14 protein-coding genes are annotated in these 15836 nt (G+C 53.0%); 9 read left to right on the forward strand and 5 right to left on the reverse strand.

The genetic code is table 11. The features are described 5' to 3' along the window. Positions 1 to 294: 294 nt before the first annotated feature. A complete protein-coding gene (gene leuO, locus I6L54_RS21025; RefSeq protein WP_005124547.1) occupies positions 295 to 1242 on the reverse strand; it encodes a transcriptional regulator LeuO in 948 nt (315 codons plus the stop codon). A 652-nt stretch (positions 1243 to 1894) separates the two neighbouring features. Here leuO and leuL point away from each other — a divergent pair. The 5 genes from leuL to leuD all read left to right on the forward strand — a co-directional run bounded on the left by leuL (position 1895) and on the right by leuD (position 6752). Then, entirely contained in the window at positions 1895 to 1981 is an 87-nt protein-coding gene (gene leuL, locus I6L54_RS21030; RefSeq protein WP_137378391.1) for a leu operon leader peptide, read from the forward strand. Positions 1982 to 2070: 89 nt separating this feature from the next. Then, positions 2071 to 3642 carry a 2-isopropylmalate synthase gene (leuA, locus tag I6L54_RS21035; protein ID WP_005124546.1) on the forward strand — a complete coding sequence of 524 codons (1572 nt, stop codon included), beginning with the start codon at positions 2071 to 2073 and terminating at the stop codon, positions 3640 to 3642. Further along, positions 3642 to 4733, forward strand: a complete 1092-nt coding sequence (gene leuB, locus I6L54_RS21040) for a 3-isopropylmalate dehydrogenase (RefSeq protein ID WP_005124544.1) — start codon at positions 3642 to 3644, stop codon at positions 4731 to 4733. Before leuA ends, leuB begins: the two co-directional genes overlap by 1 nt. A 2-nt stretch (positions 4734 to 4735) precedes the next feature. Continuing rightward, positions 4736 to 6136, forward strand: coding sequence for a 3-isopropylmalate dehydratase large subunit (gene leuC / locus I6L54_RS21045; protein ID WP_005124543.1), 1401 nt, complete (start codon positions 4736 to 4738; stop codon positions 6134 to 6136). 10 nt (positions 6137 to 6146) lie between these two features. Continuing rightward, on the forward strand, positions 6147 to 6752 hold the full coding sequence (gene leuD / locus I6L54_RS21050; protein WP_005124542.1) for a 3-isopropylmalate dehydratase small subunit: 606 nt from the start codon (positions 6147 to 6149) through the stop codon (positions 6750 to 6752). 86 nt (positions 6753 to 6838) lie between these two features. Here the strand turns inward: leuD and I6L54_RS21055 are convergent, their stop codons facing one another. Next, positions 6839 to 8017 carry a sugar efflux transporter gene (locus tag I6L54_RS21055; protein WP_040230147.1) on the reverse strand — a complete coding sequence of 393 codons (1179 nt, stop codon included), beginning with the start codon at positions 8015 to 8017 and terminating at the stop codon, positions 6839 to 6841. A 382-nt stretch (positions 8018 to 8399) separates the two neighbouring features. Beyond that, the gene (gene sgrT, locus I6L54_RS21060; RefSeq protein WP_005124538.1) at positions 8400 to 8522 is read right to left on the reverse strand and encodes a glucose uptake inhibitor SgrT; all 123 of its coding nucleotides are present in this window, start codon (positions 8520 to 8522) and stop codon (positions 8400 to 8402) included. 99 nt (positions 8523 to 8621) lie between these two features. On the opposite strand from sgrT, the gene sgrR reads away from it, so the two are divergent. The 4 genes from sgrR (at position 8622) to thiQ (ending at position 13956) form a co-directional block, all read left to right on the forward strand. Further along, the gene (gene sgrR / locus I6L54_RS21065) at positions 8622 to 10277 is read left to right on the forward strand and encodes an HTH-type transcriptional regulator SgrR (RefSeq protein ID WP_005124537.1); all 1656 of its coding nucleotides are present in this window, start codon (positions 8622 to 8624) and stop codon (positions 10275 to 10277) included. Between the two features lie 427 nt (positions 10278 to 10704). Then, a complete protein-coding gene (gene thiB / locus I6L54_RS21070; protein ID WP_040230148.1) occupies positions 10705 to 11688 on the forward strand; it encodes a thiamine ABC transporter substrate binding subunit in 984 nt (327 codons plus the stop codon). Continuing rightward, a complete protein-coding gene (gene thiP / locus I6L54_RS21075) occupies positions 11664 to 13274 on the forward strand; it encodes a thiamine/thiamine pyrophosphate ABC transporter permease ThiP (RefSeq protein ID WP_040230149.1) in 1611 nt (536 codons plus the stop codon). The genes thiB and thiP overlap by 25 nt, the downstream gene beginning before the upstream one ends. Next, on the forward strand, positions 13258 to 13956 hold the full coding sequence (thiQ, locus tag I6L54_RS21080; RefSeq protein WP_040230151.1) for a thiamine ABC transporter ATP-binding protein ThiQ: 699 nt from the start codon (positions 13258 to 13260) through the stop codon (positions 13954 to 13956). Before thiP ends, thiQ begins: the two co-directional genes overlap by 17 nt. A 97-nt stretch (positions 13957 to 14053) precedes the next feature. On the opposite strand, the gene I6L54_RS21085 is transcribed toward thiQ, so the two are convergent. Together I6L54_RS21085 and araC are read right to left on the reverse strand one after the other, a co-directional pair. Continuing rightward, complete coding sequence (locus tag I6L54_RS21085) at positions 14054 to 14821, reverse strand: DedA family protein (protein ID WP_040230152.1); 768 nt, start codon at positions 14819 to 14821, stop codon at positions 14054 to 14056. A gap of 119 nt (positions 14822 to 14940) precedes the next feature. Next, positions 14941 to 15786 carry an arabinose operon transcriptional regulator AraC gene (gene araC, locus I6L54_RS21090; RefSeq protein ID WP_005124526.1) on the reverse strand — a complete coding sequence of 282 codons (846 nt, stop codon included), beginning with the start codon at positions 15784 to 15786 and terminating at the stop codon, positions 14941 to 14943. Positions 15787 to 15836: the final 50 nt, after the last annotated feature.

Below are 15836 nucleotides of genomic sequence, written 5' to 3' on the forward strand. Positions count from 1 at the left end.
TAACGGTTTAACAACACATTAACCGCTGACGATAAGGCCTGGCAATTGACACCGAAGTGGTGGTGTAACAGCGGATAAGAATAAAACGGAGGAAAGAATCGAATAAACGGAGAATTAAACCAGCATAAGCAAATGAAATGACAAATAATCTCTTAAAAATGAGTACTTACAGCGATTACTCTATTTTTTCACCCTCCCAGGCAAAAACCAAAAGCAGATTTCAGCATAAAATTTCAAATAAAAATAAAAAAGCAGAATAAACCAGACGCATCATCGGATTTACTCTGCCATAGGTCACTGCTTACAGATAGAGACTAACAGCTCTTCCATCCATTGATGTCCTTTATCCCGACCTGCTGCTTCATGCCAGGAAAGATAACAAGTCCGGCTATTCAGTTTTAACGGTAGCGGTAATATTTGCAGTTCTAAAGCCTCGGAGAACTCTTCAGCTAACCAGCGTGGCGCAATAGAAACCAAATGAGTTTGAGATACAATATTCAGTACACTGATTAATGCCATTCCCTGATAAGCAACGCAGGCTTGTTTATCCTGAGTGTCATACCAGGGTTGGCTGAATGACGCAAAGCGATCGAGAGAAACTACCGCATGCTGTTCATTATAGACATCACTCTCGAGTAATGGACCGCTAATGCGCGGGTGTTTTTTACTTGCGACTAACACCATCTCATCATTGAATAACGGAATGCTGGTGAATTCAGGACGGCGGAATTCTTCATAGCTAATAACAAATTCTGTTTCCTGATACCGTAATTGATGTTCTGTATTTTGGTTGAGCGATGATTTAAATACAACATGAATATTAGGTGCAACTTGCTCAACGCGATTGTAAATCAATGACGTGAGGATATTATCCAATGGGCTACAGACGCAGAGATTAAATACACGTGAGCTGCTGGCGGGTTCAAAACCGGACCCTGGCAGTTCATTCTGCACCAATTGCAGCGCCTGACGAATAGAGCCAAATAGCTGAAAAGCCCGTGCAGTGGGCTGGATGCCTCGGCCATAGCGCACAAAGAGCTCATCATTAAACATAACTTTCAGACGCGCGACTGCGTTGCTGACTGCAGGCTGCGACATACCCAGAGAATGCGCTGCGCGAGTAATATTCTGTTCTTGCATCACCGCATCAAAAACGGTTAATAAATTAAGGTCAACCATGCGCAGCTGCGGTTTCCCCATCTCTAAAAGATTAGATTTATCTATTATTTTTGCTTCTGGCATATTTAACTCCACTGTCACTCAAAACTCCCTTTTCCCAGACGGAGCTCAGAAATAACCTCCGTTAATATGATTTACCATGCATATAAAATAAGAAAAAGGAAAAGCATTAAAATTAGGAAAACATAAAGGCCCATGCCTGAATGAACAAAAACAAATGCGAGCGCAGTGTGGCAGAGGTCACTGCACGATGATTCATACGTTTAAATGTCGAAAACAATATAACCATAACCATGACAAATACACAATCATGCACGAAGTGAATGTATATTTAAGATTTAATTAAATGTTTATATCATTAACACCGCGATGCTTAACATTTATTTATCAATCATTTTTCCCACGGCACCTCAAACCCATTCAAAATTAATATAAAAACCAATAAATCATAAAGATAGAAAATTCATCCACAAGTTATCTCTTCAATATGCCGTTACAATGGCTGAAAACAAATATGCTCAAATATGTCAAATCGTGAAAAGTATGTAATCCACACGCTGATTTATTTTATACAACCATAAAAATTCAGCACAATTCGCTCAAAGTTCAGGAGATTTTTTCCGCCGAGTGGAGGCATTTATGGGGGATGGGGTTGACATCAATCTTCATATCCAGTACCACTAAAAGCATATCGCATTCGCCTGGAGCTTGATTGATGACTTACATTGCTCGTTTTAACGGTCTACTACTACTAAACGCATTGTCATTGCGCGGTAGACTGGTGGACGACATTCAGCAATAAGTCAGCTCCAGTTAAGACAAAAACCCGCGCCATTGCGCGGGTTTTTTTATGCTCGAAGCAAGGCGCCCTAAACACCAAGGACCTAAACCATGAGCCAGCAAGTCATTATTTTCGATACCACCTTACGCGACGGTGAACAGGCGTTACAGGCAAGCCTGAGTGTGAAAGAAAAACTGCAGATAGCTCTGGCTCTCGAGCGTATGGGCGTTGACGTGATGGAAGTGGGTTTTCCTGTTTCTTCACCGGGTGACTTTGAGTCCGTACAAACCATCGCTCGTCAGGTTAAGAACAGCCGCGTGTGTGCCTTAGCCCGCTGCGTAGAAAAAGATATCGACGTTGCCGCAGAATCGCTGAAGGTCGCTGAGGCTTTCCGTATTCATACGTTTATCGCCACCTCGCCGATGCATATCGCGACGAAATTACGCAGCACGCTGGATGAAGTGATCGAACGCGCAATCTACATGGTTAAGCGTGCGCGTAATTATACGGATGACGTGGAGTTCTCATGTGAAGATGCGGGGCGTACTCCTATCGCCGATCTGGCCCGCGTGGTAGAAGCCGCTATTAACGCCGGTGCCAAAACCATCAATATCCCGGATACCGTCGGTTACACCATGCCATTTGAGTTTGGTGGAATCATTTCTGGCCTGTATGAGCGCGTACCGAATATCGATAAAGCCATCATCTCCGTGCACACCCATGATGATTTAGGTTTAGGCGTTGGCAACGCGCTGGCGGCCGTTCACGCCGGTGCTCGCCAGGTGGAAGGCGCAATGAACGGTATCGGCGAACGCGCCGGTAACTGCTCACTGGAAGAAGTGATCATGGCGATCAAAGTACGCAAAGATATTTTGAACGTACAGACCCGCATTAATCACCAGGAAATCTGGCGTACCAGTCAATTAGTCAGCCAAATCTGCAACATGCCTATCCCGGCCAACAAAGCGATTGTTGGTAGCGGTGCGTTTGCCCACTCTTCCGGTATCCATCAGGACGGTGTGCTGAAAAATCGTGAAAACTACGAAATCATGACGCCTGAATCCATCGGCCTGAACCAGGTACAGTTGAACCTGACCTCCCGTTCCGGACGCGCTGCGGTAAAACACCGTATGGACGAGATGGGATATAAAGAAAATGAATACAACCTGGACAACCTGTACGACGCGTTCCTGAAGCTGGCGGATAAAAAAGGTCAGGTATTTGATTACGACCTGGAAGCGCTGGCCTTTATTAACAAACAGCAGGAAGAGCCAGAGCACTTCCGTCTGGACTACTTCAGCGTGCAGTCTGGTTCTAATGATATTGCCACCGCCTCCGTCAAGCTGGCCTGTGGCGAAAAAGTCAAAGCCGAAGCGGCTAACGGTAACGGCCCGGTCGATGCAATTTATCAGGCCATCAACCGTGTCACCGAATACAACATCGAACTGGTCAAATATAGCCTGACCGCCAAAGGCCACGGTAAAGATGCGCTGGGTCAGGTGGATATCGTCGCCAACTATAACGGTCGCCGCTTCCACGGCGTCGGTCTGGCAACGGATATCGTCGAGTCTTCCGCCAAAGCGATGGTCCATGTGCTGAACAACATCTGGCGCGCTGAAGAAGTCGAAAAAGAATTGCAACGCAAAGCTCAGAACAACGAGAACAACAAGGAAACCGTGTGATGTCGAAGAATTATCATATTGCTGTTTTGCCGGGTGACGGTATTGGCCCGGAAGTGATGGCGCAAGCATTGAAAGTACTGGACGCAATTCGCAACCGTTTTGGCATGCGCATTACCACCAGCCACTATGACGTGGGCGGAGCCGCTATCGATAACCACGGTCAGCCGCTGCCACCGGCGACGGTTGAAGGCTGTGAGCAAGCCGACGCCATTCTGTTTGGATCCGTTGGCGGCCCAAAATGGGAACATCTGCCGCCTAACCAGCAACCTGAACGCGGTGCGCTGTTGCCATTGCGTAAGCACTTCAAATTATTCAGTAACCTGCGTCCGGCTAAGCTGTATCAGGGACTGGAAGCCTTCTGTCCTCTGCGCGCAGATATTGCCGCCAACGGTTTCGACATCCTGTGCGTTCGCGAACTGACCGGCGGGATCTACTTCGGTCAGCCAAAAGGCCGCGAAGGCAGCGGACAACATGAAAAAGCGTTTGATACCGAGGTTTATCATCGCTTCGAGATTGAACGCATTGCGCGTATCGCGTTTGAATCCGCTCGCCAGCGTCGCCGTAAAGTCACGTCGATTGATAAAGCCAACGTACTGCAAACGTCCATCTTGTGGCGTGAAATCGTCAATGAAATCGCCAACGAGTACCCGGACGTTGAACTGACGCATATGTATATCGACAACGCGACAATGCAATTAATCAAAGACCCGTCTCAGTTCGACGTACTGCTGTGTTCCAACCTGTTTGGTGACATTCTGTCTGATGAGTGCGCCATGATCACGGGCTCAATGGGTATGTTGCCGTCTGCCAGCCTGAATGAGCAGGGTTTTGGCCTGTACGAGCCAGCTGGCGGTTCTGCACCCGATATCGCAGGGAAGAATATTGCCAACCCTATCGCCCAGATCCTGTCGCTGGCGCTGCTGCTGCGCTACAGCCTGGATGCCAATGATGCGGCAACCGCCATTGAGAGCGCCATCAACCGCGCATTAGAAGAAGGTATTCGCACCGGTGATTTAGCCCGTGGCGCTGCCGCAGTCAGTACCGATGAAATGGGCGATATCATTGCTCGCTACGTCGCAGAAGGGGTGTAATCATGGCCAGGACGTTATACGAAAAATTGTTTAATGCGCACGTCGTCTTTGAGGCGCAAAACGAAACCCCGCTGTTGTATATCGACAGACATCTGGTGCATGAAGTGACCTCTCCGCAGGCGTTTGATGGGCTGCGCGCGCATGGCCGCCAGGTTCGCCAGCCGGGTAAAACTTTTGCCACGATGGACCACAACGTTTCGACGCAAACGAAAGACATTAATGCCTCGGGCGAAATGGCGCGTATTCAGATGCAGGAATTGATCAAAAACTGCAATGAATTTGGCGTCGAACTGTACGACCTGAACCACCCGTATCAGGGGATCGTCCACGTGATGGGGCCTGAGCAAGGCGTGACGTTGCCGGGTATGACCATCGTCTGCGGCGACTCCCACACCGCTACCCACGGCGCGTTCGGCGCGTTGGCCTTTGGTATTGGCACCTCTGAAGTTGAACACGTGCTGGCAACGCAGACCCTGAAACAAGGGCGCGCCAAAACCATGAAGATTGAAGTCAATGGTATAGCCGCTCCGGGCATTACCGCCAAAGATATCGTGCTGGCCGTTATCGGTAAAACTGGTAGCGCAGGCGGCACCGGGCATGTGGTTGAGTTTTGCGGCGAAGCCATTCGCGCACTGAGCATGGAAGGCCGTATGACGTTGTGCAATATGGCCATTGAAATGGGTGCCAAGGCGGGCCTGGTCGCACCGGATGAAACCACCTTTAACTATGTGCAGGGCCGTTTGCACGCACCGAAAGGCGATGATTTTGCCCGCGCGGTAGAGTACTGGAAAACGCTGAAAACCGACGATGGTGCAACGTTTGATACCGTCGTTACCCTGCAGGCAGAAGAGATTGCACCGCAGGTAACATGGGGAACGAATCCGGGTCAGGTCATCTCGGTGAACGATAATATCCCCGACCCGGCATCATTTGCCGATCCGGTAGAACGCGCTTCAGCAGAAAAAGCGCTGGCGTACATGGGGCTGAAACCGGGTATTCCGTTAACAGAAGTCGCTATCGATAAAGTGTTCATCGGTTCCTGCACCAACTCGCGTATTGAAGATTTACGCGCCGCGGCAGAAATCGCCAAAGGGCGCAAAGTCGCGCCGGGCGTACAGGCGCTGGTGGTGCCGGGTTCTGGTCCGGTGAAAGCGCAGGCGGAAGCGGAAGGTCTGGACAAGATCTTCATCGAAGCTGGGTTTGAATGGCGTTTACCGGGTTGTTCGATGTGTCTGGCGATGAACAATGACCGCCTGAACCCGGGCGAGCGCTGTGCCTCCACCAGCAACCGCAACTTTGAAGGCCGTCAGGGCCGCGGTGGGCGTACGCATTTAGTCAGCCCGGCCATGGCCGCCGCTGCCGCCGTCACCGGTCATTTTGCCGACATTCGCAGCATCAAATAAGGAAACTACCATGGCAGAGAAATTTACCCAGCATACCGGCCTGGTTGTCCCACTGGATGCCGCCAACGTTGATACCGACGCAATTATTCCCAAACAGTTTTTGCAGAAGGTTACGCGTACCGGTTTTGGCGCTCATCTGTTCAACGACTGGCGTTTTCTGGACGAAAAAGGTCAACAGCCTAATCCTGAGTTCGTGCTGAACTTCCCGGAATATAAAGGTGCGTCAATTCTGCTCGCGCGGGAAAACTTTGGCTGCGGCTCTTCTCGCGAACATGCGCCGTGGGCGCTGACCGATTACGGCTTTAAAGTGGTGATCGCCCCAAGCTTCGCCGACATCTTCTACGGTAACAGCTTCAATAACCAACTGCTGCCGGTCACCCTGAGCGATGCGCAGGTGGATGAACTGTTTGCGCAGGTGAAAGCCAATCCGGGGATTAAATTTGAAGTGGATCTGGAAGCGCAGGTGGTGAAAGCGGGCGATAAGTCTTACAGCTTTAAAATCGACGACTTCCGCCGTCACTGCATGCTGAATGGTCTCGACAGCATCGGGCTGACGCTACAGCATGAAGCGGCTATTACCGAGTACGAAGACAAGCAGCCGGCGTTTATGCGCTAGTCCTTGTTATGCCGGATAAGGCGTTTACGCCGCCATCCGGCGTAGCCAGGACGAGCGCTGCAACGCCGTGAAATTCCCGGTACGTATTACACGTCCTTCACCCGCCCGGTCATCATCAGCGTGACCACTGAAATCGCCGCAATCACCCAATAAACGGCAAAATGTCCGTAACTTTGCGCAACAGCGCCCTGAATCACCCCCGCCAGAATGACGCCGGTCGAAATACTGTTGGTGAATAATGTGGTTGCTGAACCCGCGCGTCCCGGCATCAGATCCTGAAACCACAGCATCCCTATCCCAGCGACAATACCGATGAATACGGCGTTAAACAGCTGCAAAATAAGCAACGCCGTATGGCTGTGAAAGAAAATAAGACCAAGGTAAAACAGCACGCCGGCCGCCACGGCGGTAATCATCATTCGTCGTTTACCAAAGTGCTTCACGTAGTAGCCCGCCAGAATCATCGCCGGAATTTCCAGCCCGGCAGCCGTCCCCATCAGGATCCCTGCCAGCTTGTCCGGCAAACCCAGTTCAAGGCTTATCCACAGCGGCATATCGATGATGTACATGGTATTGCAGGTCCACATCAGCGTGGAGGCAATAAACAACATACGCACATTTTTGTCCTGCCAGCCCCCCGTTTGTTCCAGCAGCACGTCAACGGGCTGCTCCACCCGAGCGACAGACGGCAGTATCAGCGCAATCAGCACCAGGCTAATGGCAAAAATCCCTGCGGCAATGGAAAACATCGCCGTGAAGCCGTAATTCAGCGCCAGCATGAAGGCCAGCGGCGGTCCGATCACCCAGGCCAGCGAAAGCTGCGCACGCATCACCGAACTAAACATCACCACTTCACGCGCGGAGTTATCCGCATATTCCCGCGCCAGCGCAAACAACTGCGGCATCGCGGTATTCGCCAGCGAGGCCAGCAGCACGCCGCAGGTGATCAACGTGAGATAATGGCGATTAAAGGCAAACAGCAGCGCGTTGCCAATCGCCATCAGGCAGCAAAACATGATCAGCTTGCGCCGATCGCCCTGGCTGTCGGAACGTTTCGCAAGGCCAAGGCTGACGACAATCCCGGCAATCGCATTAACGGTGTAAAACAGCCCGACCCAAAATGGCTGCGCCCCGACTTCACGGCTCAGGAACAGGCTCAGCGTGGGTGCCTGCAACGCCCCTGCCACGCCCATCATAAAAGCGACCAGCATAAATGCCGCGTAAACACCGTTGAGGCGCCGTCCCATGGTCATTATCCAGAGCATATCTTTCCTTTTAAGCGCAGCTGAAACGAAAAAAGCCAGCAGATAATACCTGCTGGCGCGGCGAATTTAGGCTGTATCCTGCCATTATACCTGGCATCGACGCTGAGTAAAAAACGCATTATCAAGGCGGAGGGCGCAGGGTATAGAAATCTATCCCCAAGCCTGACAACGCAGAGAATGCGTTTTTTACACGCGTCCCGGAGGGCTGGGGCCATTTTTTCACATTGCTGCGTTGCTCACACCTTATTTGGTTCACCAAATTTCACTGTTCGCGCCTTGCCATGTGAAAAAATAGCCACCAGCGATGCTCAGGGATAATGGCAGGATACAGCCTGTACCAATACTCAGTCACACATGATGTCTGCAATGCGTAATTCAGAGGTCAGGCTGTCACCTCCCACTGCATCAGTTCTTCGAGCATCTTTAAGCGCTGCGGTGCGCTCAGGCAAGCCAACCAGGACGATTTCTCTGTCGCGGTAAAGTACTTCATATAGAACTGACGCATAGATAACCCCTTCGTTGTCTCATCGCTTCATCGGAATCTATTATTGGCTTAATATAGGGATAATAAAATTGCTGAGTTTTTCGCAGGAGTTCCCCTTTTATGTCTTCTGGTCGTTTGCAACAACAGTTCATCCGTCTGTGGCAATGCTGTGACGGCAAAACGCAAGACACCACGCTGAACGAGCTGGCGGAGCTGCTCAACTGCTCGCGCCGCCATATGCGAACCCTGCTTAATACCATGCAGGAGCGCGGTTGGTTAACGTGGGAAGCCGAGGTTGGGCGCGGTAAACGCTCACGCCTGACATTCCTCTACACCGGGCTGGCGCTCCAGCAGCAGCGGGCAGAAGACCTGCTGGAACAGGATCGCATCGATCAACTGGTGCAACTGGTCGGTGACAAAACGGCCGTACGGCAGATGCTGGTTTCCCACCTCGGCCGCAGTTTTCGCCAGGGGCGGCACATCATGCGCGTTCTCTATTATCGTCCCATGCACAACCTGCTGCCCGGTACGGCATTACGCCGTTCCGAAACCCATATCGCCCGGCAAATCTTCAGCGCCTTAATTCGTGTAAATGAGGAAAATGGGGAACTGGAAGCGGACATTGCCCATCACTGGCAGCAGATATCACCTTTACACTGGCGATTCTTCCTGCGCCCGGGGATCCATTTCCACCATGGACGCGAGCTGGAAATGGAGGATGTCATCGCCTCACTGAGGCGCATTAACACGCTGCCGCTGTACTCACACATTACACAAATCGTCTCTCCCACCGCCTGGACGCTGGATATCCACCTTGCCCAGCCTGACCGCTGGCTACCCTGGCTGTTAGGGCAAGTCCCGGCGATGATCCTGCCGCGAGAATGGGAAACGCTGAATAACTTCTCCAGCCACCCGATTGGCACTGGCCCCTATGCGGTGATGAGAAATACCAATAACCAGCTGAAAATTCACGCATTTGATGATTACTTTGGTTACCGGGCGCTGATCGACGAAGTGAACGTCTGGGTGTTACCTGACATCGGCGAAGAACCGGGCGGCGGGTTGACGCTAAAAGGTCCCACCGAGGATGAAAAGGCGATCGAGAGCCGCCTCGAAGAAGGTTGCTACTACCTGCTGTTTGATACGCGCACCCACCGCGGCGCGAACCAGGAGGTTCGCGAGTGGGCTAGCCGCGTACTCTCGCCAACCCATTTAATTTGCCACGCCGACGAACAGTATCAGCGATTGTGGTTCCCCGCCTATGGTTTACTCCCCCGCTGGCACCATGCCAAACCCGGCCATGGTGAAAAACCAGCCGGACTGGAAACGCTGACTCTCACTTACTATCGCGATCATATCGAACACCGAATTATCGCGCAGATCATGAAAACATTGCTGGCGCAGCATCAGGTGCAACTGAATATTCAGGAGATCGACTACGATCAATGGCATGCGGGAGAAATCGTCAGCGATATCTGGCTCAACAGCGCTAACTTTACCCTACCGCTGGACTTCTCGCTGTTCGCCCATTTGTGCGAGGTTCCGCTGCTGCAAAACTGTATTTCGCAGGACTGGGAAAACGATGCCGCCCGCTGGCGAACCGGTGAAATGAGCCTGGCGGCATGGTGCCAACAGTTGCTCACCACAAAGGCCATTGTGCCGTTAATCCACCACTGGTTGATTATTCAGGGGCAGCGCAGTATGCGCGGGTTGCGCATGAATACCCTCGGCTGGTTTGATTTTAAATCGGCGTGGTTTGCACCACCGGATCCGTAGAGCCTTGCTCTTGATTGCTGCCCGGCAACAAAATCATTACACTAACGCCGTTCTCAACGGGGTGCCAGAAAACAAATATACGCTAAATCATTCATGATGCATCAAGGCGGCAAGCGAGTGAATCCTCAGGAGCATAGATAACTATGTGACTGGGGTGAACGAACGCAGGCAACGCAGAGGCAGCTTGAAGGATGACGCGTATGGGCTGAGAGATACCCGTCGAACCTGATCCGGATAATGCCGGCGAAGGGATTTGAGCCTGCTCCTCAAGTCCTTTGCCACCTAACTCGTCATACTTCAAGCTGCAGATGCGTTGGCTTTCCTCGCTCACCCCAGTCACGTACTACCAGTACGCTCCCGGGGATGCGCTGCGTCGCCGCCTTCCTGCAACTCGAATTATTTAGAGTTTTACTTTATGAGGTGCAAAGTGTTTAAAAAATGTCTTCCGCTTTTACTGCTGTGCGCAGCACCTGCCTTCGCCAAACCTGTACTGACCGTCTATACCTACGACTCGTTCGCCGCTGACTGGGGTCCGGGTCCGACAATCAAAAACGCGTTTGAAGCTGACTGCAACTGTGAATTGAAACTGGTCGCGCTGGAAGATGGCGTTTCGCTGCTTAACCGCCTGCGCATGGAAGGAAAGAACAGCAAAGCCGACGTCGTGCTGGGGCTGGACAACAATCTTCTGGAAGCCGCCACGCAAACTAACCTGTTCGCCAAAAGCGGTGTGGCAAGTGACGCCGTTAACGTGCCAGGCGGCTGGAAAAACGACACCTTTGTCCCATTTGATTACGGTTATTTCGCCTTCGTTTATGATAAAAACAAGCTGAAAAACCCGCCGAAGAGCCTGAAGGAACTGGTAGAAAGCGACCAGAAATGGCGCGTCATTTATCAGGATCCACGTACCAGCACGCCAGGTCTGGGACTGCTGCTGTGGATGCAAAAAGTCTATGGCGATAAAGCGCCAGAGGCCTGGCAGAAACTGGCGGCAAAAACCGTCACCGTCACCAAGGGCTGGAGTGAAGCCTACGGCCTGTTCCTGAAAGGTGAAAGCGATCTGGTGCTCAGCTACACCACCTCTCCGGCCTATCACATCATCGCCGAGAAAAAAGACAACTACGCCGCCGCTAATTTTAGCGAAGGCCACTATTTGCAGGTGGAAGTCGCCGCGCGAACCGCGGCCAGCAAGCAGCCGGAACTGGCCGAGAAATTCCTGAAGTTCATGGTGTCTCCGGCATTCCAGAATGCGATTCCGACCGGCAACTGGATGTATCCGGTGACGCAGGTCGCCCTGCCGTCAGGATTCGAGCAACTGACTAAGCCAGCCACCGCGCTGGAATTTACGCCGCAGCAGGTTGCGGCTCAACGTCAGGCATGGATTAGCGAATGGCAACGCGCCGTCAGCCGTTAATCCCCGGCTGGCTGGTTCCAGGGCTTACCGCCGCCACGCTGATGGTCGCCGTGGCCCTGGCCGCGTTTCTGGCGCTGTGGTTTAACGCCCCGCAGGGAGAGTGGCTCTCGCTGTGGCAAGATGACTACCTGTGGCACGTGGTGCGCTTTTCATTCTGGCAGGCTTTTCTATCCGCTGTGCTGTCGGTTGTCCCGGCGATTTTCCTTGCCAGAGCGCTCTATCGTCGTCGTTTTCCCGGACGTCTGGCGCTGCTGCGTCTGTGCGCAATGACGTTAATCCTGCCGGTGCTGGTCGCGGTCTTCGGTATTCTTAGTGTCTACGGTCGTCAGGGCTGGCTGGCCTCACTCTGGCATGCCTTCGGGCTGGAATGGACCTTTTCGCCGTACGGTTTGCAGGGCATTCTGCTGGCGCACGTCTTTTTCAATCTGCCGATGGCCAGCCGCCTGCTGTTGCAGTCGCTGGAGAATATTCCCGGTGAACAGCGACAGTTAGCCGCTCAGTTGGGTCTGCGCGGCTGGCATTTCTTCCGCTTTGTGGAATGGCCGTGGCTGCGCCGGCAAATCCTGCCCGTCGCAGCACTCATCTTTATGCTCTGTTTCGCCAGCTTCGCCACCGTTTTGTCGCTGGGCGGCGGGCCGCAGGCCACCACCATCGAGCTGGCGATTTATCAGGCGCTGAACTTTGATTACGATCCCGCCCGCGCCGCCATGCTGGCGTTGATCCAGATGATTTGTTGTCTGGCACTGGTGCTGCTCAGCCAACGCCTGAGCCGGGCCATCGCCCCCGGCATCACGCTGGTTCAGGGCTGGCGGGATCCCGACGATCGTCTACACAGCCGTCTGGCAGACGCACTGCTGATTAGTCTGGCTTTACTGCTACTGCTGCCGCCGCTGTTGGCGGTGATTGTCGATGGATTTAACCACCATATGCTGGACGTTCTTAGGCAACCCGTACTGTGGCAGGCGCTGGGAACCTCGCTGCGCATTGCGCTGGCGGCAGGGGCGTTGTGCGTCATACTCACCATGATGCTGCTCTGGAGTAGTCGTGAACTGCGTGCCCGCCAACAGGCGCTGGCAGGGCAAATGCTGGAGCTTAGCGGCATGATGATCCTCGCCATGCCGGGTATCGTGCTGGCAACCGGCTTCTTTCTGCTGCTCAATAATACCGTTGGACTCCCCGAGTCCGCTGACGGCATTGTCATTTTTACCAATGCGCTAATGGCGATCCCCTACGCGTTGAAGGTGCTGGAAAACCCAATGCGTGACGTGACCGCGCGTTACAGTATGTTGTGCCAGTCGTTGGGCATTGAGGGATGGTCGCGCCTAAAAGTGGTTGAACTGCGCGCCCTGAAGCGCCCACTGGCGCAGGCGATGGCCTTTGCCTGTGTTCTGTCGATTGGCGATTTTGGCGTAGTCGCCCTGTTCGGCAATGAAGATTTCTGCACCCTGCCGTTTTATTTATATCAGCAGATTGGCTCTTATCGCAGCCAGGATGGCGCGGTGACGGCGTTATTGCTGCTGATCCTGTGCTTTACGCTGTTTACCGTTATTGAGAAATTGCCGGGTCGAAATGTTAAAACTGATTGATATCACATGGCTTTATCACCATTTGCCCATGCGCTTTACGTTGTCGATCGCGCGCGGTGAGCAGGTAGCGATACTCGGGCCAAGCGGCGCCGGGAAAAGTACGCTGTTGAATCTGATAGCAGGCTTTCTCACGCCTGCAAGCGGCACAATGATGATTGCAGGCGAAGATCACACCACCACTCCACCCTCACGCCGTCCTGTTTCTATGCTGTTTCAGGAAAACAACCTGTTCAGCCATCTGAACGTGCAGCAAAACATCGGCCTGGGCCTGAATCCGGGATTGAAGCTGAACGCATCGCAGCGGGAGAAAATGCACCACATCGCCCGGCAAATGGGAATTGACTCACTGCTGGAGCGACTCCCCGGAGAGCTTTCCGGCGGGCAGCGACAACGCGTGGCGCTGGCGCGTTGCCTGGTGCGCGAACAACCCATTTTGCTGCTTGATGAACCGTTCTCTGCGCTTGACCCTGCGCTGCGCCAGGAGATGTTAACGCTGGTGGCCGGGATCTGTCGCGATAAGCAGCTTACATTGCTGATGGTTTCGCACAGCGTTGAAGATGCGGCGCGCATTGCGACTCGTTCGATTGTGGTCGCCGATGGACGCATCGCCTGGCAGGGCAAAACGGATGCGTTATTAAGCGGCCAGGCCAGCGCCTCGGCGCTATTGGGCATTAAAGCATAATGCATTGCCGGATGACGGCGTAAACGCCTTATCCGGCCTACAGGTCGCACATTTTGTAGGCCGGATAAGGCGAAGCCGCCATCCGGCAAAGGAATCGTCAGTAACCCACCACTTTGCGCAGAATATCGATATACACCGGCATCAGTGGATGTCGCAGCAACGCCACCAGCGCAACCACGCCAATGCCGAGCGTCAACGGCGCCAGATACAACAAACGGCTACGGGGGAAATACGCGGTTAAGCGATCGGCAGCCGCTTTGCCGCTGCGCCACAACCGCCAGCAAAACCAACCGCCTACCCACAGCAGTAGCGCCGTGGCCAGCAGCAACCATTTGAAATCCCCACTCTGCATATCAGCAGGAATATCGATTGCCGCCCCCGCCAGGATCCCTGGCAGAAAATAGAACGGCGGCCACAACACACAGCCGATGATATTGGGAACGATGAACCTGGCGACGGGCAGATCCAGCATACCCGCCACCATCGGCACCAAAGGCCGCGTCGGGCCAACAAAGCGCCCCACCAGGATGGTAAACATGCTGTGCTGATGCAACGCGTGCTCGGTTTTATCCAGCAACGCCTTGTTCTTTTTCATAAACGACCAACGGTGCAACGGCTTTTTAAAGCGCCAGCCCAGCCAGAAAGAGATCCAGTCCCCCAACAAGCAACCAATGATGCCCGCAAGCCAGGCATGCCAGAAATTCAGTTCACCGCTGCCAATCAGCGCCCCCAACCCCGCCATCATCACGGTGCCAGGTAGAATCAGGCCAACCAGCGCCAGAGACTCTAAAAAAGCCACCAGAAGCACAGCTATCAAAGAGTACATGGCGGACTGGAGAATAAAGTGTTCCAGCAATGCTTGCATAATGTGTCCGTCAGATTTACGAAGCAGGGATTCTGCTAACCCTTCTCAACTTCGTCAAGCCATCAATTGTCTGAATAGATTGCGAGTTATGACAACTTTCAGGACACATCATTCACTTTTTATTCACATCCAGCGCGAAACTCGCTCGGACTGGCACCAGTGCATTTTTTGAAAACGCGGGAGAAATAGAGTTGGTCGTCAAAGCCAACATTGCGACCCACCGTGGCAATAGGCATACGTGTGGTGCTCAGCAGTAACTTGGCCTGGCTGATACGCTGATCCTCACGCCAGCTTAATACGCTGATGCCCAACTGCTGACGGAACAGATGCGACAAACGGGAAGGCGACAGGCAGACGTGTTGTGCGACGCTGGCAATATCAAAATTACTGTCCGCCAGGTGATCGCTGATGTACTGGCAGGCATCGCGCACGCGGTTATCCATCGGCGGATGCAGCGATTCGTTAATCGCGTCCATACGTCTGAGCAATAATTGCTCCAGCAGGTTTATCGCCAACAGTTCGGAATAGCGCCCTTCTCCCTGCCCGGCATGAATGATCTGTCCAAACAGTTCGTTAAAATGCGGCTGGTGCGCTTCGTCCGGGCGGAAAAAGCCAGTCTGGGCAAAGATTGCCGGCCAGGCCAGCCACTCCTGCCAGTAGGCGCGCGGCCGGAAGTAGACCCACTGGTGGTACCATTCGCTGGCATCAGGATGGCGTCCGTAGTGGTGAATTTCTCCGGGCGGAAACAGCAAAATATCCCCAGGACGACAGACAAACTGCTTGCCCTGGTTATTGATAACCCCCTCGCCACGGATGGTGAGATTGAGGATATAGCCCTTCATCCCCAGCGGCCGGTCGATAAAAAAATCCAGGTATCCGTTCGCCTCAATGGGGGTTAATCCGGCCACCAAGTGCGCGTTAAACGAATAGCCTGGTAGCAGGGGATCGTTTTGCGTTTCAGCCATAATTTCAATACTCCCTAGGTTCTGCCAAGAAACAATTTGTCCATATTACG

Source organism: Citrobacter pasteurii (assembly GCF_019047765.1).
Lineage (GTDB): Bacteria > Pseudomonadota > Gammaproteobacteria > Enterobacterales > Enterobacteriaceae > Citrobacter > Citrobacter pasteurii.